The following is a 20,785-nucleotide window of genomic DNA, read 5'->3' on the forward strand; positions in this document are numbered from 1 at the left end:
GCTCATGGCCAGGCTTCCGCCTGGCCCGCCCCACTGAGGTACCCCATGGATTTTGTAAAGCGCACCATCGACCTTGCCATGAAGAACGTCGAAGAAGGCGGCCGCCCCTTCGCGACGGTGATTGTCCGCAACGGTGAGATCCTCGCCGAGAGCCCCAACCTGGTCGCCCAGACGAAGGACCCCACCGCGCACGCGGAAATCCTCGCCGTGCGCGAAGCCTGCCGGAAACTCGGCACCGAACACCTGACCGATTGCGATATCTATATCCTCGCCAGCCCCTGCCCGATGTGCCTGGGTTCGATGTACTACTGCAGTCCCCGGCAGGTCATCTACATCACCACCCGCGAAGACTACGCGCCGTTCTACCGTGACGACCGCAAGTACTTCGAGCTGGATACCTTCTACGCCGAATTCAGCAAACCCATCGGCGAACGCCGCATGCCCATGCTGCAGCAGAAGGACGAAAGCGCGATCAAGGTGTACCAGCGCTGGAAGGAACTCAACGCGAAGTAATCAGACACCCCGTAGCCCGGATGAAGCGAAGCGGGAATCCGGGAGCAAGCGCCGCCATGGCTCGATATCACTTCAAGGCAAGGGTTTCGCCATCCCACAGGTTGCGACACGCCACGCCCTCCCGGATTCCCGCTTCGCTTCATCCGGGCTACTTCAAGGGGATCCGCGACCCCGGTCCCCTTACCATTTCATCGAGCCGTCACAATGCACGACTAACGTGCGACATCCACGAACACCCAGCCGCTGAAGCCTTCGGCGGCGTCGCGAGTGCATGTGACCGTCGATTCCACGTCCGGGCTGGCCCGGTTGTTCGAGCAGCAGCACGACACGCTCTACCGCTATTTCCTCAAACGCACGGCGCATGCCTGGGATGCGCAGGATCTGGTGCAGGAGCTTTATCTGCGCCTGCTGCGCACGGATCGTGACCAGGGTGCGGTCATCCAGAATCCGGAGGCCTATCTGTTCACGGTGGCGGCCAACCTGGTGAAGGAGCACGCCACGCGGCGCCAGCGCAGCCCGCTGGGCAGCGATGACCTGGAGGAAGTGATCGAGCGGCTGGCCACGCCTTGCGACGCGGCTGCCGGGGTGGATCGCTCGCTGCGGCGGGAACGGCTGGCCGACACCATTGGCCGGCTGCCGGCGAAATGCCGCGCAGCGCTGGTCATGCACTACCGTGACGAACTGGGTTATCGCGATATCGCCGAGCGCCTGGATATCTCCACCCACATGGTCAAGAAATACATCGTCAAGGCGCTGGCCGTGTGCCGTCTGGGGATGGCCCGCTATGAATGATTTCGCCCGCCACCAGGCACCGACGAACCAGCAGCGCCGCATCGCCGAAGAAGCGGCCGAGTGGTACCTGGATCAGCGCGAGGGGCTCAGTGCGGAGCAGCATGCCGCCTTCATGGACTGGCTGTGCCGCTCTCCCGCCCACGTGGCGGAGTACCTGGCCATGACGCGCCTGCATGGCGATCTCGCCGCAGCCGCGGCGCTTGATCCATTGACGACTGCGCAGCTGAAGGAGCACGCCGCACAGGAGCACGCCGTGACGCCGCTGCGCCTGAGCACCCAGAGCGGCCGGCCGGCGACCGAGCCCACACGCCGTTGGCGCCGCGCGCCGATGCAGGCTGCAGCTGCCGCACTGGTGCTGTGCCTGGGCGCACCCACATGGTTGCAGCAATCGCCGGTGCACTGGGACGCCTATGCGTCCGACGCCGGCCAGGTCCGCAGCCTGCAGCTGGACGATGGATCGCAGCTGGAACTGGATGCCAACAGCATCGTGCTCACGCAATTTGACCTGACGCAGCGCCGCGTCGAGCTGTGGCGCGGTGGTGCACTGGTTGATGTGGCGCACGACCCGGCCCGTCCGTTGAAGGTCAGGCTGGGGCGCAATGAACTGCAGGATATCGGCACGGTGTTCGACGTCCATCTTGGCAAGAACGGCAACCGCGTCACCGTGATCAGTGGCCGGGTCAAGGTGTGGCAGCCCGCGCACTCTGCGTGGATGGCCAGCCCGGACAATATCGGTTCGCTGGTCGCTGACCTCTCCGGCGGCCAGCAAGCACGCCTGCACGACGATGGTTCGCTGGACCTGGTCGATCGCCAGGCCAATCTGTCCGACAGCACCGCCTGGCTACCCAGTGACATCCATTTCGAAGGAGCCACCGTGGCCGAGGTAGCGCGACGCTTCAACGCGTACACCACGCAGCCGCTGGATATCGAGGATGCCGGCGTGGCGGCCACGCGCATCTCCGGACGCTTTCATGCCAGGGATGTCGACGCATTCATCACTTACCTGCAGACCCTGCCGGGCGTGCAGGTGGCGCGCGGCGCAGACAGCGTGCGCGTGTATGCCGGCAACGGTCCGTTGAAGGACGTCCGCCGGCTGTAAGAAAAAATTCATGAAGAAAAAGGTACCCAATGGCTGCGCTGGGCACTCGTAGAGAGTCAGGCAGCGGCAAGGAGGTCCACTCCTGCCGCCTTACAGACTCTCCATCGAAGGCTATCGGCTCCATGCGTACACGGCTTGCTCTTCATATCGCGCTTCTGCTCGGCGGCGCCATTCCCACCCTTTCGCTTGCCGACACGGCACCGGCCATTCCGCCGATGCAGCTGAGTCAGGCACTGGATCAGTTTTCGCGGAGCAACGGCGTGCAGGTGGTGTACAGCGCCGACGTCACCGGCAGCCTGCGCAGCAGCGCCGTACCCGCCGGCACGGATGCCAAGACCCAGCTGAGCCAGCTGCTCAAGGGCACGGGCCTAGGCTACCGCTTCATCACCCCGACCACCGTCACCATCATCCGCGAGTCCGATGCGGGAAAGCCCTCGGCCGCGGGCGCCGAAGCGTCCCGCGGCCCGACGACCAAGGCCAATGACGCCACGCACGAGCTGGCCCCTATCAGCGTCAGCGCCAATGCGGTGAACACACTGGCCCCGAGCGCCGCGCCGCTGGATGCCGTGCAGCCGACCTCGGTGATCGACGAGCGCTTCATCCGCGACGGCCTGCGCTTCAACTCCAACTTCGACGACATCATCAAGTACGCGCCCAGCGTGACGGTGACCTCGCCCGAAGGCCCGGGCATGGGCAAGAACGAAGGCATCAGCATCCGTGGTTTCCAGGATGGCCAGTTCAACATCACCTTCGACGGCATCCCCTTCGGCGACGCCAGCGACCTGCACCACACTACCTCGGCCTACTTCAACAACCACGTGCTGGGCCAGGCGGAAATCGACCGCGGCCCGGGCGGTGGCGCCACCATCGGCAATGCCACGTTCGGTGGCACCGTGGCGCTGCGCTCGCGCGACCCCAGCGACGTGCCGGGCATCACGCCCTACCTCACCTATGGCAGCTGGAACACCCGCGCAGGCGGCATCAGCGCCGACGAGCAGCTGGGTTCCAGCACACGTCTGTTCGCCGATGTGTCGAAGGAAGCCAGCGACACCTACCTGAAGGGCACGGACGATCGCCGCGAGCATGCCTTCATCAAGACGGTGAGCGACCTCGGCGCGTCCACCACGCTGACCTTCGTGTCCAGTTACAACAGCGAACACCAGAACACCGTGCAGGGCGCCACCAAGCAGGAGATCGAGGAGTACGGCTGGCGCTATGGCCTCAGCGACAACCCTGCCTTGCAGACCTACAAGGGCTACAACAACGCCGCGTACTACTCCAGCTTCACCTACGTAGGCCTGGCCACCCGCCTGGGCGACTGGGATCTGGACAACAAGGTCTACTACAACAGCTTTGACCACTGGGCTCGCAAGACCACCGATGCCAGCGACGACAACTCCGCCGACAACGGCGTGACCTTCTACGACGCGAACGGCAAGAAGCTGAAGAAGGTGACGGCCGATGTGCCGGGCAAACTTTCCGATTCGGGGTTCCATGCCTTCGGCGACGTGCTGCGCCTGGCGCACGACCTGGGTCCGGGCAACCTGCAGACCGGCATCTGGCTGGAGCGCAACCTGGATGCGCGCTACCAGTATCCGATCGACCTGAGCACCGGCCAGCAGACCGGCACCAAGTACGGCCCGACGTACAACTACCAGTTGAACGATCGCACCGACACCGTGCAGCCCTACGTGCAGTACGACTGGCAGGTCACCGAGTCGCTGACGTTGGCCCCCGGCGTGCGTTACTCGCAGGTCACGCGCTATCTCAACGCGGCGCTCAACAAGGTGTCGCCGCCCACGCCCTCCTACGCCGAGAGCACCTACCATGCCACCCTGCCCTCGCTCAGCGCGCACGAGAAGATCAGCGATGAGTGGAGCGCGTATGCGCAGGTGGCCAAGGGCTTCCTGGCGCCGCCGATCGACGTGATCGAAGTGAATGGTTCGCGTGGCCTCAAGCCCGAACAAACCACCAACTACCAGTTGGGCACGGCCTATGCCACGCGCGAATTCACCTTTGGCGCGGACGTCTATTACATCGACTTCGACAACTACCTCACCGAAACCGAAGTGAACACGGGTAACGGCAACGAGAACACCTATATCAACGGTGGCGGCGCCATCTACAAGGGTGCGGAGGCCGAAGCCACCTACGCATTGACCCAGACGCTCAGCCTGTATGGCAATGCCAGCTACAACAAGGCCACCTACAAGAACTCCGACGTGCAGGTGGCGGCCACGCCCAAGGTCACTGCCGCGCTGGGCGTGCTCTACTCCAGTCCCACGGGATACTTCGGTTCGCTGATGGGCAAATTCGTCGGCGAGCAGTACGGCGTGGACAACATGACCAACAGCTCGGGCGATACGGTGTTCGCCAACAGCCAGCGCATCGGCGGCTACTTCAGCACCGATGCTGCCTTCGGCTTCCGCAGCGAGCATGGTCCCTGGGGCACCAAGGGTTACTCGGTGAGCATGGCGGTGAACAACCTGTTCGACGTGCACAAGATCACCGGTTACGCCGGCACGCAGTCCGTCAGCGGCGATCCGCTGTTCTTCGGCCTGCCCGGTCGTGGCGTGTTCCTCGACCTGTCGGTGAAGCTGTGAGCGCCGCCCGCCTTGTCGCGCTGGCCCTGGCCTGCCTGTTGAGCTTGCCGGCCGCGGCCAGCGACAACACGCCGCTGGCGCGGGTGATCGTGCTGCGCCACGGCGTGCGTTCGCCCACCAGCGCGCCGGCCGAACTGGCACCGACGGCTGCCAAAGCCTGGCATGCGTGGCCGGTGGCGCCGGGCGTGCTCACCGAGCACGGCGCCGCAGCGATGCAGTCACTGGGCCAACGTTATCGCCAGATGTTGATGGCGGACGGCCTGTGGTCGGGTCGTTGCGACGAACAAGGTCGCGTCTCCATCCTGGCCGACAGCACACCGCGCAATCGCGCAAGCGGCGCAGCACTCGCCAAGGGCCTGGGCGGCAACTGCCACCTGACCTATCGCGCATTGCCCGCGGAGCAATCCAATCCACTGTTTCACTATGCCGAGGCTCATGGCGCCAAGGATGGCGATGCGCCCACCGTCACACCGCAGGCGTGGCCGCCGGTGGCACTGACGGAATTGCAGAGCATCCTGCTCGGCTGCGAAGACAAGGCTTGCGTGGACAACGCCAGGCAACAAGGGCGCAAGCTGTTGCTCGACCCCGCCCACGACGATGCCGCCAGCCGTAGCAAGGCGATCAAGAGCGCGGGCAGCCTCAGCGAAAACCTGATGCTGGAATACGTGCAGGGCTTTCCCGCCGCGGAAGTGGCGTGGGGGCACGGCAATGAGGCAACGATTGGCCGTCTGATCAGCCTGCATAACCTGCAGTTCGCGCTGGCCAAGAAACCGCTGCCCAACGCGGCACCAGCCGGGTCGAACCTGCTGGCGCACATCATGGCCACCCTGCAGCAGGCGGCGGGCGTGCCGCCTGAGGTCCAGCCATTGGCCAGCCGCCAGACACCGACCGTGTTGCTGGTGGCGCACGACACCAACCTGGCCAACCTGGCTGGCCTGCTCGACGTGGACTGGCACGATGCGCGCCAGCCCGATGATTATCCGCCCGGCGGCGCCCTGGTGTTCGATCTGGTCAGGGTGCATGGCGAAGACGTGGTGCGACTCAGCAGCTGGATGCCGACGCTCAATGGGCTTCGCAACGCGCGACTGGAACCGGCGGATGCCATGGTGATACGTACGCTGCGCCTGCCGCCCTGCCCGGATACCGATGCCTGCCCGCTGACGCGTGTGCAGCCATGGCTGCAGTCGCGCATGGCAAGCGACGCGACGGATCACGATATACCGGTGATGCCGGTGGTGCTGCCCTGACCATGACACGAAGACGGCGGGGTTGATCCCCGCCGTTTTACGTTGCAGCCGTTCTTTTCCGGCGCGCCTGTCAGCGACCAGTGATCGCCATCAGGTTCGGCGGATAACGCTCGCCTTCGATTCGGATGGCCGTTGCAGCCTTCTCGATCACATCCAGGTCGGCAGGCGTCAGCTCAACCGCGACGGAGCCGAGGTTTTCTTCCAGGCGATGCAGTTTGGTGGTGCCGGGAATCGGCACAATCCACGGCTCGCGTGCCAGCAGCCATGCCAGCGCGATCTGCGCAGGCGTGGCGTGCTTGGTCGCGGCGATCTCCCTGAGCAGGTCGACCATGGCCTGGTTTGCCGCCATCGCTTCCGGCGAGAAGCGCGGGAGATTCTTGCGGAAATCGTTGTCGCCTATCTTGGTGTCCTTGCCCATCGCACCGGTAAGGAAACCCTTGCCGAGCGGGCTATAAGCCACCAGGCCAATGCCGAGTTCCCTGCAGGCATCAAGAATACCGTTGGTTTCAGGGCCTCGCGTCCACAGCGAATACTCGTTCTGCAACGCGGCCACCGGCTGTACGGCATGCGCACGACGCACCGTCTGCGCGCCCGGCTCGGACAGGCCGAAGTAGCGGACCTTGCCTTCGGCAATCAGGTCCTTGACCGCACCCGCCACCTCTTCGATCGGCACATTCGGATCGACGCGATGCTGGTAAAGCAGGTCGATGGTGTCGATACCCAGCCGCTTGAGCGAGGCATCCGCTACGGCCTTGATGTGCTCCGGCCGACTGGTGAGGCCGTTGTTCTTGCCGGTGGCGGGATCGATGTCGAAACCGAACTTGGTGGCAATGACCACCTGATCGCGAACCGGCGCCAACGCCTTGCCCACCAGCACCTCGTTGGTGAACGGCCCGTAGACTTCAGCGGTATCGAAGAACGTCACGCCACGTTCGAACGCGTCGCGAATCAGGCGAATGGCGTCATCGTCCGAAAGGGCATGGCTGTAGCTGAAATTCAGCCCCATGCAACCAAAACCCAGGGCGGAAACCTCCAGGCCGCTCTTGCCAAGCAAGCGCTTCTGCATAAATCACCTCATGGAATACGGAAAATCGATCGGTACTGGGCCGCGTTGATCAGGGGTTCTCGGCGAACAACTTGCGCGCAATGCCCACGGCGGTGCTGGCAGTCGGCCAGCCGGCATAGAAGGCCAGGTGCGTGATCGCCTCGATCAGCTCGTCGCGCGTCACGCCGTTCTCCAAGGCGAACTTCAAATGGAACGGCAACTCATTGATGCGGTACTGCGCCACCAGTGCGGACACCGTGATCAGGCTGCGGTCGCGCTTGGAGAGTTCCTTCCGCTCCCACACTTCACCAAACAACACCTGCTGGGTGAGCTGGTCGAGCGCGGGGGCCACGTCAGCGAAAGGGCCCTGGGTCTTCTGCGTGAAGTCGGTCATTGCCGGGTTCCTTGGGAGGTGTAGATGGATTCGGGCGGCGCGCAGACGAAGGCAGGGCCGCGATGGCCCCGCCAGTGTGATCCCGCCCCGCCTATCTGATAAGACGGCAAATATCGAATGGACTTATGATCTCTATCGATCAATCACGTCGGCGTGATCATGGCCAGCGAGAACTACAACGACCTGCAGGCATTTCTCGCAGTGGCGCGGGCGGGCAGCTTCACCCGCGCTGCCGCCCAGCTAGGCCTGTCGCAATCCGCGCTGAGCCATAAGATCCAGGGACTGGAAGCACGGCTCGGCCTGCGCCTGCTCACACGCACCACTCGCAGCGTGTCGCCCACCGAAGCCGGCGAGCGCCTGCAGCAGGCGCTGGCGCCCAACTTCGAAAACATCGATGCCGCCCTTGCAGGGCTCAGCGAACTACGCGACAAGCCGAGCGGCACCATCCGCATCACCAGCAGCGAACACGCCGCGGCCACCATCCTGTGGCCGGTGCTGCAGACTTTCCTGCCGCGATATCCCGATGTGCGCGTGGAAGTGATCAGCGACTCCACGCTCACCGACATCGTGGCCGAGCGTTTCGATGCCGGCATCCGCCTGGGCGAGCAAGTGGCGCTCGACATGATTGCGGTGCCCATTGGCCCACCGACGCGACTGGTGGTGGTCGGCAAACCGGCCTACCTGAAACGCCGGCCGCCCATCGTCACGCCACGCGATCTCACCGCGCACGACTGCATCAACCTGCGCTTCCTGACGCATGGCGGGCTGTATGCGTGGGAGTTCGAAAAAGGCCGGCATGCACTGAACGTACGCGTGGAAGGCCGCCTGACGTTCAACAACCTGGATCGCATACTCGACGCGTCACTGGCCGGCTTCGGCCTGGCCTATCTGCCCGAAGACATGGTCCGCCCGCACATCAGGGCCGGACGCCTGCGCCAGGTACTGGATGACTGGTGCCCCCTGTTCCCGGGCTATCACCTGTACTACCCAAGCCGACGACAGCCCTCGCCCGCGTTCGCGCTGCTGGTGGATGCGCTGCGTTATCGCGCGCGCAAGTCGTAGGTCACCCTCGACGGGAAAACCATGCCGGGCAGAGCCTTCGTTCGCACCAGTGTCGGTGCTCCAACCGTCATCGCCATCGCGGCGGAACTCATGTTGTTGGCGTGTCGAGGCTGTGTTCCGTGGGCTGCGGTGTAATGGTCATCACCTTGAGCCGGTCGGATCCTTCAAACCGGTGCCAGACGCCCTTGGGTATGACGATGAGTTCCTGCTCTACGAGGGAAAACCGCTCTTCCCCGGCATTGCCCAGCAGGATGACGGTGGTTGTTCCCTCCAGCACCATGACCACTTCGTCGCCGTTGGGGTGACGTTCCCATTCGCTGGAGCCGGAGTAGTAACTCACATACACCGCACCGTCCCGGTAGGGTGCAACTTCGGCAAACGCCTCGCTGGCATCACCCTCAAAGGCCATCGCCGGGGTTCGATCCGGCAGATGCTTCAACCCTGATAGAACGTTGGTCAGTGACTTTTTCATGGCCAGATAACAGTCCTGTGTTGATGTGTCGAACGGCACGTAATCCGGCGCGGGATGGCAGCGTTCTGCCGGCTCGATATCACCCTTCGAGTGGCCCGGATGTTGCCGGGGACGCCAGCCGGAACGGTGCGACGCTCCATGCACCGGACAGGCGGTCTTGCGAGGCACCCACCCGGATTCTCGCTGCGCTTCATCCGGGCTACAAGGTCGGCCCATGTTGGCTGGCTGCAACTGGCAAGGATGCCAGACACAAGGCGTGCTGCACGCAGCAGCCCTGAAGCTTGCATGTAACGGCTGCGCGGGCAAACGTCACATGTCAGGTTGGGCCGAGTTGCTCGTCGCCCTGACGATAGTTATCGTCGCCGCCCCGCATGGCACACGGCACCAACACGATGGCGAGCACTCACGCATGCGCGGCTGATTTGTTGCATGCAGATGACAGTCGGCACGCATTCAAGGTCTTTGCTCCATCGCCGATAGCAGGTTGCCCCCTCCCTTCCTTCGCATTGGGAATGATGATGCCCCAGCGTCGATAAGCACGGTTCGCTGTGCCCGCAAGAATCCATGTGAATCGTTTTCTTTCCGAGCAAAGTTCCTGAGTACCAGGGGATATATGAGAATTCGTTTGAACAACCGTCAGCAAGCGGGATTTACGTTGATCGAATTGATGATCGTCGTAGCCATCATCGCGATCCTGGCAAGCATTGCGATACCGGCGTATCAGGACTACGTCATTCGTACCCAGGTCATGGAAGGCTTCGCGTTAGCCGAAGGTCCGAAGAACGCCGTCGCCGAGTACTACTACATCACCGGCCAGTTCCCCACCACGGAAGCCCAGGCAGGCTTGCAGAGCGCCAATGCTTATGCGGGAAAATACGTGAGCCGAGTAGACGCACTTTCGCGGACCGGTGACATCCTGGTTCACTTCGACAGCACCGGTGGACAACATGCCAATGCAGCCATCAGCGGCCTTCAGCTGGGGTTCGCGGCAGTCATCACCAATGGCACGATCCAATGGGTATGCACCGACCGCAACATCAACGGCATCCCTCTCCGATATCTGCCGACGACCTGTCGCTGATGCGGAACGTTGAGAAGCATTTGACGAAGAACGATATCGCTTCCCATCGTGCCGGGGACGCCCGCGTTGGGTCCCGCTCCAGGCTCCTTACATCCCGCGGCTTTTTGAACTGACGGCCGCCATCGCCAGCCGAGACGAGTTCAAGGGAGCGATCTCAGTTTCCGGGAATGACCTCTCCGTATCTCTGAAGTCCGCTATCGCCGAGCGATGTCGGCTTTGAGTCGAAAGCGGACATCAACGTAGCCGACACTCGGCGCTCCCGATCGCCATGTCCCGGGTTGAAGAAGCCTGACGGCCTGGGGTCAGAAGACCTCACCCCACACGCACCAGCCTGGAGCCAGGACAAGCCGTGCCGTCGAAAACGCATGTCTCAAGGCGCCTCGCTTGACAATATTAATCACTTGATTAATATATATTCATCACTTGATTAATTTGAGGCCATCATGGCACGGAAACCCAGTCGCAGAGCCGGTCGCCCTACGGAAGACAACGCGTTGCTTCGCGAGGTGCTGCTCGATGCCGCCTTGGTGACTTTCGCCGCCAACGGCGTGGCCGCCACGTCGGTCCGTTCGATTGCCACGGATGCGGGCGTGAATGCGGCGCTGATGAGCTACTACTTCGGCAGCAAGGCCGATGTAGTGGAGGCGGTATTCGAGGAACGCGTCAGCCCGGTGCTCGCCGGCTTTTTCGGGAAGCTGCTCTCCAGCGAAGGCGATGTACGCGCTTTTGCCGCGGCATTCGTTTCCGGCATTGGCCAGATCATCGCGGCCCACCCGTGGTACCCGTCGCTATGGGTGCGCGAAGTCTTGTGCGATGGCGGAGCCTTCCGAGAGATGTTTGTGGCACGGACGGCCGAAGTAGCACCGCGCATTACCCAGCGATTCATCCTCGCCCAGAAGGCCGGCGAGATGAACCCGGATCTGGATGCCACGCAGATGGTGGTATCGCTGCTGGGTCTGACCCTGGTGCCTGCGGCAACCATGCCGCTGTGGCAGGTGGGCTTTGGAGCGAAGACGGCCGCCGAGCGCGAGCGGCATGTGCTGGCCCTGCTGCTGCACGGCCTTTCGTAGCACGCATTCACGCGCCACGTCGCGCTCCCTACTGAGGCAAGCCATGAAACCCGCCAAAGCGCCCCCACGCAAACCCCGATTCCGGGACAACCTCGTCCCGCTACGCGCGGACCACTCCGGTCATCAGCTGGCCGGCTGGCAGCCCTCCGCGAAAGCGATGGAGGGCCTGGGCTGCCAGATTCTGGCCGACCAACGCGTGCCGGTCGCGCCGGACGTGGCGCTCGCGGCGGACGTCTATCTGCCCAGGAAAGCGGGTCGCTACCCGGCCATCCTCGCGTTTGGCGCCTATACCAAGGAGTTGCACAGCGCGGGCGTACCGGCGGGCACCAACGAGGTGGGCTGTCCGCCCGTCTTTACCGATCGAGGTTACGCGCATGTCATCGTGACACGCCGTGGCATGGGGCAATCGGACGGCACGTTCGATGTCTTCTTCAACGATCAGGAAGTAAGCGATCATGAGGCCACCATCGCCTGGGTGGCCGCGCAGCCCTGGTGCAACGGCGAGGTGGTGATGTATGGCACGTCCTACTACGGCTGCGTGCAGGCCAATGTCGCCGTGCGTCAGCCCCCGGCGTTGAAGGCGTTTTTCACTCACGAGATGTGCACCGACTACTTTCGTCACATCGCCATGTATGGCGGAACGCCGAACAATGAATTCCTGAGCCTTTGGCTCGGCTCCAACTTCACCGATCAGGTGATTGGCCTGCGCGTTCCGCCGCTCACCCGGGCACTGGTGAGTCAGGTGCTCAACTCGCCTCTGAAGAAGTTCTGGTGGCCGCGCTTCAAGAAGATGATCCGGAAGATCATGGTGAACTTCACCACCAAGACGCCCACGCTGGAGGCCCGGCGTGTATTCGCCAACTTTCTGATCGACGGAAAGACGCGCGCAAGCAACAGGATGCCGGCCGGCCCTTACGCAAGCCTTGACCGCATCGACGTGCCTTTCGTGGTCGTGCAGAACGAAGCCATGTGGAACCTGCACCAGTTCGGCAGCTACGACCTGTGGCAGCACGCCTCCACGCCGCCCGACAGGAAGTGGTTGATTATTGGCGAGGCCTCGTACCAGTTGCCGGCGTATGAATGGCAGCAGGAAGCGCTCGCCTTTTTCGATCACGTCCTTCGCAACACACCCAACGGCTATGTGGATCAACCCCACGTACGTTACTGGCTGAAGGGCGCCGACAGGTTCCAGGGCGACGACGCGTTTCCTGCGACGGGCGCTGTTCGCAGGCGTCTCTACCTGCAGCAACGAGGCGACGATCGCGACATGCATGCACTGGCAACGGAAGCACCCGCAAACGGCGCCACCTCATGGGCCGCCGTTCCGCTGGGCGCCATTACCACGGGCGGGTTCGATGACGTTGCCAATCAGACGCTGTCCTTCGCATGGCTTGCTGCGCAAGACACGGAGTTCGCCGGTGCAGTGACGGCAAGGTTGCGCTTCAGCTGCAATGAGATCGACTCGCACGTCGTGGCTCGGCTCAGCCACGTGTCCGCCGCCGGGGCTGAAACCTTGTTGTCGATGGGCATGATCCGTCCGGCGCGGCGACGCCTCGACCCCTCCCGCGGTTCACGCTGCGAGATCGCCATGGATACGGATGTCGTGGAACCGCTGGTGCCGGGCGAGCCCGTCACGCTCGAATTCAGCCTGACGCCCGCCCCCGTACTCGTTCGCCAGGGCGAACAGCTTCGGTTGTCCGTCGCCAGCCGGACCGATCTGCTGCGCAGTGATCAATCGCACGATCACGCCCATTTCGATTGCCAGGTACCGCCCTACTTTTCACGCAACACCATTCATTGCGGTGAAGACAGTTACGTCGAGCTCGATGAGGTCAAGCGGGCGTAGTGTCGACCTTGCCGGCGATGCGGGACGGCGCCCGCTGTCATCGACGGGCGCCGATGCTGATCGCGTCCCGTCAGAAATTGAACTTCGCGCCCAGCGTGGCAGCACGCGACGTGCCGCTGTTGCCGGTGAACTGCGCATCAAGATTCAACCACCATGACCAGTGCTGTCCGATCTGCGAGGTGAGGCCTGCGCCGAGCCAGCCGCTGTCTTTCGCGGGGTTGATGCCCTGTACGGTGAACGTTGCCGCGGGAGCACCCACATACGCTGCGCTGAAGCTCAGGTCACGGCCACTGAAAAGGTGTTGCCACAGGGCGAAGCCACTGATGAAGGTGGTGCCTCTGGCGGTCGCCCAGCCGTAGCTGAGGCGGCTGCCCAACTGCCCCACCGTTTCGTTGAAGCTTTGGCCGCCCGATGTCAGGCCAAAACCGCCCGCTCCCGATTCGGTGAAGCCGTCGCGATCCAGGTGGTTCATGCCAAGCGAACCGAAAGGCGTGACGGCCCAGTTGTTCGACTTGAACACATAGCCTGTTTCGGCATACGCCGAGGTGATCCCATCGTTACGCGACGTGCCGATGTTCTGCTGCGCCTGGCCGAGCATGCCGGTGCGATCCACCGTCGAACGAACCCAGTCCTTGCCCAGTCGCCCTGCCAGATAGGCGTTGCCCAGGCCATAGCGGCCGTACAGTGAAAAGCCGGTGGCGCGCGAGGTGCTGCGCCCGGTGTCGCCGTCGTAGTCCGCGGTCAGGCGGTTCCAGCTCAGTGCTGCACCGATGATGCTGCCCTCACCCAACGCAGCATCGATACCCGCCATCGCACCGCCTCCCGTGTAGTTGCCGGTAGAGAACCCCGGGCGGGACAGATCACCGTTGGCACCCGTGGCCTGGACCCATGCACCGCCCTGTGCGAACGACGGATCGGCCAGGCGGTCGGCAACGGTACGGCTGACGATGTTGGCCTGCTGCAGATTCAGTGCCTGGGACGACGCATGGATTTCGCCCGACAAGCTGTTGATCGATGCTGCCGCAACGGCCAGCGTCGGCGCGTGCTGAAAATCCCCGGCTGCCGCGATGAAATCGCCATGCCCCGGCGCTCCCGTGGTTACCCAGGTATCCACCTGGGCCAGGGCTTTGTCGAGATTCTGCGCGGTGCGCTGTGTGCTCACGGCCGAGAGCGGTGCGGCGGCGATCGCCACCGCCGAAGGAGACACGCCGGTCAGCGCGATATTCGCCGTGGTGGACGTATAGGACAGCGTGCCGCTCAGATAAACGCTACCCGAGTAGCCCACCGAACCAAACGTGCCCGTCAGGCCACCCGCCGCCACCAGCAACGGCTCCACCGATTTCACGGTATAGCCGCTGGGTTCACCCACCGTGAGGCTGGAGCCGTTGAGCACGGCCGTTCCATTTACCTGCAACGGCGTGCCGATCAGGATCACATGGTTGGCATATGCCGCCGCCGTGTAATTGCCGTTGATCGTCAGCGGACCGAAGTAAGTGGAAATGTTGCCGTTGTTGTTGACGGCCACATTGCCGTTCACCACGCCCTTGCCGGCCAGCACGCCCTGGGCGTTCACCGTGACCGGCGATGCCACGGAGCCGTCGATCTGCAGTACGCCGCTGTTGACCGTGGAGCCACCGCTATACGTATTCGCGCCGGAGAGGACCAGCGTACCAAGGCCGCCAGCACCGACCGTCAGGCTACCCGTGCCGGTGATGTCGTTGGAGAACGTCGCCGTTGCCCCATTGGGGATGTTGGCCTGGAACACGCCCCAGTCGAACTTGCCCGGACCACGGATGGCCTTGTCGGCATTCACCAGGCCGTAGCCATACAACGATGGATCGCCCAGCGACGTCGCCGTACCCAGGAGGGTTTCCTGCACGTTGGATGCGCTCATCCACGGAAACTTCTGCCAGACCAGCGCCGCCACACCGGTCACCACCGGCGCAGACATGGACGTACCTTCGGCGCCACCGGACGAGAACCCGGTGTTGGCGGCGCCCACGCCATAGAACAGGCCCGGCGCGACAAGACAGAATGACGCAGCGGCACCGCACGCGCTGGACGGCACGTCGGTGGACTTGTCCAGGCCGGACACATGGCCATCTGCATCGAGCGTCACATTCACCACGGCCAGCCAGTTGTGGGCGTATTGCGCGCTCGCCAGTGGCAGGCCCGCCAGTTGCGACACATCGGCCTGCCCGTTGTTGCCGGCGGCCACCACCACCAGCGCATCGTGATTCAGCACGGTTTGATAGCTTGAAATTTCCCAGTTGAGACCGTTGGTGTTCCAGTCGCCTGCCATCGCCTGGGTGATGGACGTGCTGTTGCCGGCCGAGATATTGAACAGGCGAACGTTCTGGGCCACCAGATCGTTGATGGCGTTGACGAAGTAGGCTTCCGAGCCGCCGCCTGTATCCGATATCGCACGCGCCACATAAAGCTCGGCCTGCGGGGCCACGCCGCCGCGGAAGTTGCCGGTCGCGGTACCACCGAGATCCTCGGTCACCAGGGTGCCGTGTCCGGCGACGTCCTGCGTGGTGAGATCGGTGCCGGCGTAGTTCTGATACCAGGTAATGCGTCCGCTCAGCGCGGCGTTGTTCGCTTGAGCGCCCGTATCGATGATGCCGACCTTCACGCCCTGCCCCTGCAACAACACGCCATTGCTCGCACCGTCGGACCACACCTGCTGTACCCCGGTCGGGATCAGCTGGTTGTAGGTCGGATCGTAAGGTGCAGGTGCGGGTGCTGGTGCCGGTGCCGGTGCCGGTGCCGGTGCGGGTGCGGGTGCGGGTGCGGGTGCGGGTGCGGGTGCAGGTGCCGGTGCAGGTGCAGGTGCGGGTGCCGGAGTGACAGTCGATCCCGTGGTCGACGGGCGCGTGTTGCCTCCACCGCCACCGCAGGCAGCAAGCGAACCGGAAAGGGCAACCGACAGGGAGATGGCTAGAACAGGACGCGAAAACGACGGCACGGATGGAGCTCCGGAAGCAATGACGGCCATGTCGAATCGTGGACCGTTCCGGATGCGGGACTCCCAACGCACCGCACGCATCGCCATGGCCGGCAACCATCCAGCGCGGGATGAGCGATGTCTCCCGTTGCATGGCCGATGGCCGCACGAATGACGTACAGACCATGACATCGGCACAGGCCGGAGATTCTTTACGTTTTAAGGCTGACTGTGCACGTGGTGATGGACCGCCCGCGAAACGCCTGCCCGATGCACATGGATGGACCGCTGGCGATCTAGCCGGGCACGTCGGCTTTCCGGGGAATGCCCGCCCCGCGCTGCCTGCGCCGGTCGCGCAGGCGCAGGAAGGGCCGTTCGATCGCACCGTGCAGCAAGGCACCGCCAGCCAGGGTTGCCACGGCATAAATGGCGAAAAGCAGCAAGCCGTGTTGCTCCAGTTGGGCACCCCAGGCCTCGTTCACCAGATGAAAGACACCCTTGTGACTCAGGTACATGCTGTACGAAATGCCTGCCAGCCAGGCCGCGCCGGGAACCCGCACGCGCGCCAGCCATGCCTTGCCGCCACTGGCCGCAGCCACGATGGCCAGCAACGCCAGCGATAACAGCGGGTACCCCACCACCGTGGCAGCAAACCCCACGCGTTGCTGGAACACCACGATGGACGCCGCCAGCAGTGCCAGCCCCAGCAGCAGCACGGCGTTGCCGCGGCGCTGTAACCGCGCCATCCACGCCGGCCGGAACACCGCACAGACCGCGAGCGCCACGCCGGCAAGCAGGCCATCCAGACGCGACCAGGTGGGGTAATAGATGTAGCGCAGGAACATCAGGCCCGTCGGCCCGTCCTCCTGCAACGTCGCCGGCTGGTAGTAGTGCAGCCACAACCACGCGCGCAACGCCATGCCGCCCAGCACGATCACCGCGCACATCACGGCAAACCGGAACGCGGAAGGCTTGCGCAGCATCCAGAGCGCAGCAAAGGGGAACAGCAGATAGAAATGCTCTTCCACGCACAGCGACCAGACATGCGAGAAGGCGTAGTTCTGCGGCTGGTCGTACAGCAGGTTGAAGGTGAACGTGGGGAACTGCCACAGCGGCTGCATCCCCGGGGTTTCACGCCATGCCGGCCACAACGCGTACAAGGCCAGCACCACGAAGAAGGCGGGAAGAATGCGAAAGGCGCGTCGACGATAGAACGCGAACAGATCCAGCGCGCCGCCTGCTGCCAGCGGACGCAACACCTGTGTGCCGATCAGGTAGCCGCTCAACACGAAGAACAGGTCCACGCCCATCCAGCCGTACCGCTCGGCGCCCCACAGATGGTCGCCAAGGCCACCGACAAGATAAGAGTGGAACAACATCACCCACACAATGGCGAGGGTGCGAAGCAGGTCAAGACCGGGAGCCCGCAGCGGCAGCCCGGCCGCGGGTACGGCGGAAGAAAGGCGTGACATCGTGATCCCCGAGGGCGCCGCATCCGTGCGCGAAAGTGCGGGAGAACGTATAGCGTTCTGCACGCAATGTCATCCTGCATGACGGAATCACTGCCTTGCGCAGACGCCACGGGTGCTACCGCGGGCCGGCGACCTTGCAACGTACGTGCGTGACCAGCCCTCAGAGCGGATAGCGCACGGCCAGGCTCACGCTGTTGTTCCAGTAGCCCGAGCCACCACCTGCAGCCGAAGCCGTGGAACTGCGCCCCATCTGCAGTTCAAGACGCCCGTTGCCCGGCAGGCGGCCGTTGAGCGATACGCCGACGGTGTAGGCACTGGCCCCTGCCCCGTCCACCACCTGGCGACCGACAGACGCCACGCCCCGCACTTTCCAGTCCTGGTTGAGGCTGTACACACCCACCAGGCCGATCTGCGCGGTGCGGTAGTTGGCGGGGTTGAAGTACACGCCATGGCTGGGCTGGCTGCTGTGGAAGATGCGCGCGGAGAATTCCGCACCGATGGCGCCGCTGGTATCGGGAATGTCGTAAGGGCTCAACAGCACACGCAGCGTGCCGCCATCGCGCTGGTTGCCGTCGCTGAAGTTCTGCCGATAGTACGTAGGCAGCACATACCAGCGCGCGGCCGGCCGGATGCTGACGCCGATGCTGTAGACGTCATCGATCAGGCGATCGGCAATGGCCGTATTCGTGGGGACTGGCGCACGCTCCACGCCCGTGCTCAGGCTGAAGCTGTCGCCGGGCTGCAAAGTCCAGCCAGCGGTGCCCTGCAAGTAGTGCCAGCCACCGGTCCGACCAGGCCCCAGGTTGAGGTCGATGGTGTTGTACTGGCCCAGGCGCAGCTGGCCCAGCAGGGAAAGATCAACCATGTGGCGCACATCCACGCCATCGTCGATGCGCGTGCTGCCGGCCGCGATGCCCCAGCGCTGCGACCAGTCGCCATTGGACAATGGCGCGAAGCGATAGGACGTGCCGAAATGCAGCGTATCGAGCCCATCGCTGTCGTGGCTGTAGCCGAAGTCACCTTCGAGCTGGGCCGACTCGGCAAACTGGATATCGTCCTTCAGCAGGCGGTACTGCGTGGATAGATAACCCTGCGGCGGCAGTTCCGCCAGATCCAGATAGCTTGCGCCCAGATCCTGCCAGCCCAACGCCTGCGTGGCTCGCATCAGTTCAACGGTGGGCTTGAGCTGGCCTTTTGCAAACGGCTCCACCAGCGCATAAGCCGCACGCGGATAGCCCTGCGCGTTGAGCGCCTGTGCCAGGCCCGTGTCGGCCGCCTGGCGACCGGACGTATCGTCGGCCAGTGCGTGCGCATCGCGGAACGCGGAGGCTGCGCCGGGATACGCGCCCAGCCACAGTTCGGATTGACCCAGCCCCATGGATGCCGCGTAGCGATCTTCGCGGGCACCGCCGGGCTGGGCCAGCGCCGCCTCGAACAACCCGCGCGCCTTGGCCGGCTGGCCAGCGGTCAGCGCCGCACGGCCGGCCTGTATGTCACTGGCCATGGAAGGAGCGTCGGCATGCGCCACCGGCGCCAGGAGCAGTGCAAGCCACAGCAGCCGCCGGTTCATTTCGTACCCCAGCGCTTGCGCAGCCTGAGCAGTTCTGCCGCGTAACCAAGCACGCAGCCGGGCTGCAGCACGATGCCGTAGAACAGCGTGTACAGCAGGAAGCCCATCGGGTTGCGCCGCACCTTCAGGTCCTGCTCGTGAAACATGCGCGACTGGATCAGGTACATCAGGCCGTTCACCAGGAACGCCATGGGAAGCACCAGCAGCGTCATCGGGCCGGCGAGCCAGTAGATGCCAAAACACGCCAGCAGCAGGCCCGGGATAAATACCAGCGTGTAGACCAGGTCCATATACGGGAACAGCAAATTCCACCAGATGAACAAGGTGCTCATGCGGCGCCTGAAAAGCAGCTCGCCATGGGCCTTGAACGCTTCGATCAGCCCACGCGACCAGCGCTGCCGCTGGCGCACGAACTGGTGGAACGTGGTGGGCGCATTGGTGAAGGTGATGGCGTCTTCGCAGTAACCCACGCGATGACCCTCGCGCAGGATGGCCCAGGTCAGCACGATGTCTTCGCCCACGCACTCGGGCCAGCCGCCAACCGTGCGCAGGATATCCGTGCGGTACAGCGAGAACGCGCCCTGCGCCACCAGCGTGCCCTGGAACAGGCTCTGCAGGCGCTTTACGGCGGCAATGCCGTGGAAGTAATCCCACTCCTGCATGCGCGTCACCACGTTCTCGCGCGAGTTGCGCACGAGCACCGCACCGGCCACGGCGGCCGTGTTCGGCGGATCGCTCAGGAAGCGCTCCACCAGTCGACGCAGGGCATGACGGTACAGATAGGAGTCCGCGTCGAGGGTGATGGTCAGCGGATACGTGGCGTGGCTCAGCCCGATGTTCAGCGCGTTGGCCTTGCCGCCGTTGCACTTCAGGTCGATCACGCTGAGCCACGGATAACGCACGCTGCGCAGCAGTTCCATGGTGCGGTCGGACGAACCGTCATTGATCACGAACACTTCGATCGGCGCCGGGTAGTCCTGCTTCTCCAGGCTGGCGAGCGTGGCGAGTATCGAATCTTCTTCGTTGTAGGCCGCCACCAGCACGGTGATGCCCGGCAGTTCATGGTCGGCGAACTGGTGGCGCGCGGGACGCCGGTCCAGCAACAGGCCGACCACCAGAAACGCATTCATGAAGCCGGGAAGGATGGCGATGCCCACGATCATCAGGTGCGCCAGCACGCTGCCCGCGAGTTTCGACAGCTCGGTCATCCATTGCTGAGCAACCACATAAGACAGCACGGCCCAGGCCAGCGACAGCACCAGGGTGAGTGCGAACTTGGTACGCACCGACAGGTAGTTCCAGCGACGTCGTTGTTCGTTGGCGGCCGTGCGCGGCAACAACGTGGGCACCACGTGTTGCGATGACGACGGCTGCTTGAACAACTGCGGTGCATCGACACTCATGAAGCTCTCCCCTCACTTTTCCGGGCATGAGTCCCCCCAGGCCCGTCGCACAGATTCGGCGGGCTTGGGCACTCAGCGGTGGTGGTTGGTCGCCCTGGTCGTTGGCGGATTCGCAGCCGCGTGCGCTGTTGAATCCGTCACCCTTCTGACTCAGAGAGGGCAAGAGTCA

At 63.8% G+C, this 20,785-nt stretch carries 16 protein-coding genes; 9 read left to right on the plus strand and 7 right to left on the minus strand.

The window, feature by feature from the left end; genetic code table 11:
• Positions 1 to 45 precede the first annotated feature (45 nt).
• The 5 genes from H8F01_RS03285 (at position 46) to H8F01_RS03305 (ending at position 6,254) form a co-directional block, all read left to right on the plus strand.
• Positions 46 to 513, plus strand: coding sequence for a nucleoside deaminase (locus tag H8F01_RS03285; RefSeq protein WP_187057661.1), 468 nt, complete (start codon positions 46 to 48; stop codon positions 511 to 513).
• A gap of 273 nt (positions 514 to 786) precedes the next feature.
• Positions 787 to 1,305 carry an RNA polymerase sigma factor gene (locus H8F01_RS03290; RefSeq protein ID WP_238481129.1) on the plus strand — a complete coding sequence of 173 codons (519 nt, stop codon included), beginning with the start codon at positions 787 to 789 and terminating at the stop codon, positions 1,303 to 1,305.
• Positions 1,298 to 2,404, plus strand: coding sequence for a FecR family protein (locus tag H8F01_RS03295; RefSeq protein WP_187057662.1), 1,107 nt, complete (start codon positions 1,298 to 1,300; stop codon positions 2,402 to 2,404). Before H8F01_RS03290 ends, H8F01_RS03295 begins: the two co-directional genes overlap by 8 nt.
• A 122-nt stretch (positions 2,405 to 2,526) precedes the next feature.
• Positions 2,527 to 5,007 (plus strand): TonB-dependent receptor, encoded by a 2,481-nt coding sequence (locus tag H8F01_RS03300; RefSeq protein ID WP_187057663.1) that lies wholly within the window; start codon positions 2,527 to 2,529, stop codon positions 5,005 to 5,007.
• The gene (locus tag H8F01_RS03305) at positions 5,004 to 6,254 is read left to right on the plus strand and encodes a histidine-type phosphatase (protein ID WP_187057664.1); all 1,251 of its coding nucleotides are present in this window, start codon (positions 5,004 to 5,006) and stop codon (positions 6,252 to 6,254) included. Before H8F01_RS03300 ends, H8F01_RS03305 begins: the two co-directional genes overlap by 4 nt.
• 70 nt (positions 6,255 to 6,324) lie before the next feature.
• Here H8F01_RS03305 and H8F01_RS03310 read toward each other — a convergent pair whose 3' ends face one another.
• Together H8F01_RS03310 and H8F01_RS03315 are read right to left on the minus strand one after the other, a co-directional pair.
• On the minus strand, positions 6,325 to 7,320 hold the full coding sequence (locus H8F01_RS03310; protein ID WP_187057665.1) for an aldo/keto reductase: 996 nt from the start codon (positions 7,318 to 7,320) through the stop codon (positions 6,325 to 6,327).
• 49 nt (positions 7,321 to 7,369) lie between these two features.
• Positions 7,370 to 7,693: a carboxymuconolactone decarboxylase family protein gene (locus H8F01_RS03315; RefSeq protein ID WP_187057666.1), complete on the minus strand. Its 324-nt coding sequence runs from the start codon at positions 7,691 to 7,693 to the stop codon at positions 7,370 to 7,372.
• 159 nt (positions 7,694 to 7,852) lie between these two features.
• Here H8F01_RS03315 and H8F01_RS03320 point away from each other — a divergent pair, with 159 nt between their 5' ends.
• Complete coding sequence (locus H8F01_RS03320) at positions 7,853 to 8,755, plus strand: LysR family transcriptional regulator (protein WP_187057667.1); 903 nt, start codon at positions 7,853 to 7,855, stop codon at positions 8,753 to 8,755.
• Positions 8,756 to 8,843: 88 nt separating this feature from the next.
• Here the strand turns inward: H8F01_RS03320 and H8F01_RS21785 are convergent, their stop codons facing one another.
• A complete protein-coding gene (locus tag H8F01_RS21785; RefSeq protein ID WP_238481130.1) occupies positions 8,844 to 9,395 on the minus strand; it encodes a cupin domain-containing protein in 552 nt (183 codons plus the stop codon).
• 457 nt (positions 9,396 to 9,852) lie between these two features.
• On the opposite strand from H8F01_RS21785, the gene H8F01_RS03330 reads away from it, so the two are divergent.
• The 3 genes from H8F01_RS03330 to H8F01_RS03340 all read left to right on the plus strand — a co-directional run bounded on the left by H8F01_RS03330 (position 9,853) and on the right by H8F01_RS03340 (position 13,224).
• Complete coding sequence (locus tag H8F01_RS03330; protein WP_274380578.1) at positions 9,853 to 10,308, plus strand: pilin; 456 nt, start codon at positions 9,853 to 9,855, stop codon at positions 10,306 to 10,308.
• A 443-nt stretch (positions 10,309 to 10,751) separates the two neighbouring features.
• The gene (locus H8F01_RS03335; RefSeq protein ID WP_187057669.1) at positions 10,752 to 11,378 is read left to right on the plus strand and encodes a TetR/AcrR family transcriptional regulator; all 627 of its coding nucleotides are present in this window, start codon (positions 10,752 to 10,754) and stop codon (positions 11,376 to 11,378) included.
• A 43-nt stretch (positions 11,379 to 11,421) separates the two neighbouring features.
• Positions 11,422 to 13,224 (plus strand): CocE/NonD family hydrolase, encoded by a 1,803-nt coding sequence (locus tag H8F01_RS03340; protein ID WP_187057670.1) that lies wholly within the window; start codon positions 11,422 to 11,424, stop codon positions 13,222 to 13,224.
• A gap of 70 nt (positions 13,225 to 13,294) precedes the next feature.
• On the opposite strand, the gene H8F01_RS03345 is transcribed toward H8F01_RS03340, so the two are convergent.
• The 4 genes from H8F01_RS03345 to H8F01_RS03360 form a co-directional block, all read right to left on the minus strand.
• Positions 13,295 to 15,907, minus strand: a complete 2,613-nt coding sequence (locus tag H8F01_RS03345; RefSeq protein WP_187057671.1) for an autotransporter domain-containing protein — start codon at positions 15,905 to 15,907, stop codon at positions 13,295 to 13,297.
• A gap of 560 nt (positions 15,908 to 16,467) precedes the next feature.
• Positions 16,468 to 17,601, minus strand: coding sequence for an acyltransferase family protein (locus H8F01_RS03350; RefSeq protein ID WP_187059125.1), 1,134 nt, complete (start codon positions 17,599 to 17,601; stop codon positions 16,468 to 16,470).
• A gap of 202 nt (positions 17,602 to 17,803) precedes the next feature.
• Positions 17,804 to 19,213 carry a tetratricopeptide repeat protein gene (locus tag H8F01_RS03355; protein WP_187057672.1) on the minus strand — a complete coding sequence of 470 codons (1,410 nt, stop codon included), beginning with the start codon at positions 19,211 to 19,213 and terminating at the stop codon, positions 17,804 to 17,806.
• Positions 19,210 to 20,616, minus strand: a complete 1,407-nt coding sequence (locus H8F01_RS03360) for a glycosyltransferase family 2 protein (protein WP_187057673.1) — start codon at positions 20,614 to 20,616, stop codon at positions 19,210 to 19,212. Before H8F01_RS03360 ends, H8F01_RS03355 begins: the two co-directional genes overlap by 4 nt.
• Positions 20,617 to 20,785: the final 169 nt, after the last annotated feature.

Source organism: Dyella telluris (assembly GCF_014297575.1).
Lineage (GTDB): Bacteria > Pseudomonadota > Gammaproteobacteria > Xanthomonadales > Rhodanobacteraceae > Dyella > Dyella telluris.

Excerpts from the sequence above, each read along its gene's own strand:
- H8F01_RS03295 (WP_187057662.1), top strand. The coding sequence starts at position 1,298 with ATGAATGATTTCGCCCGCCACCAGGCACCGACGAACCAGCAGCGCCGC.
- H8F01_RS03310 (WP_187057665.1), bottom strand. The coding sequence starts at position 7,320 with ATGCAGAAGCGCTTGCTTGGCAAGAGCGGCCTGGAGGTTTCCGCCCTG.
- H8F01_RS03340 (WP_187057670.1), top strand. The coding sequence starts at position 11,422 with ATGAAACCCGCCAAAGCGCCCCCACGCAAACCCCGATTCCGGGACAAC.
- H8F01_RS03355 (WP_187057672.1), bottom strand. The coding sequence starts at position 19,213 with ATGAACCGGCGGCTGCTGTGGCTTGCACTGCTCCTGGCGCCGGTGGCG.
- H8F01_RS03285 (WP_187057661.1), top strand. The coding sequence starts at position 46 with ATGGATTTTGTAAAGCGCACCATCGACCTTGCCATGAAGAACGTCGAA.
- H8F01_RS03315 (WP_187057666.1), bottom strand. The coding sequence starts at position 7,693 with ATGACCGACTTCACGCAGAAGACCCAGGGCCCTTTCGCTGACGTGGCC.
- H8F01_RS03360 (WP_187057673.1), bottom strand. The coding sequence starts at position 20,616 with ATGAGTGTCGATGCACCGCAGTTGTTCAAGCAGCCGTCGTCATCGCAA.
- H8F01_RS03320 (WP_187057667.1), top strand. The coding sequence starts at position 7,853 with ATGGCCAGCGAGAACTACAACGACCTGCAGGCATTTCTCGCAGTGGCG.
- H8F01_RS03300 (WP_187057663.1), top strand. The coding sequence starts at position 2,527 with ATGCGTACACGGCTTGCTCTTCATATCGCGCTTCTGCTCGGCGGCGCC.
- H8F01_RS03335 (WP_187057669.1), top strand. The coding sequence starts at position 10,752 with ATGGCACGGAAACCCAGTCGCAGAGCCGGTCGCCCTACGGAAGACAAC.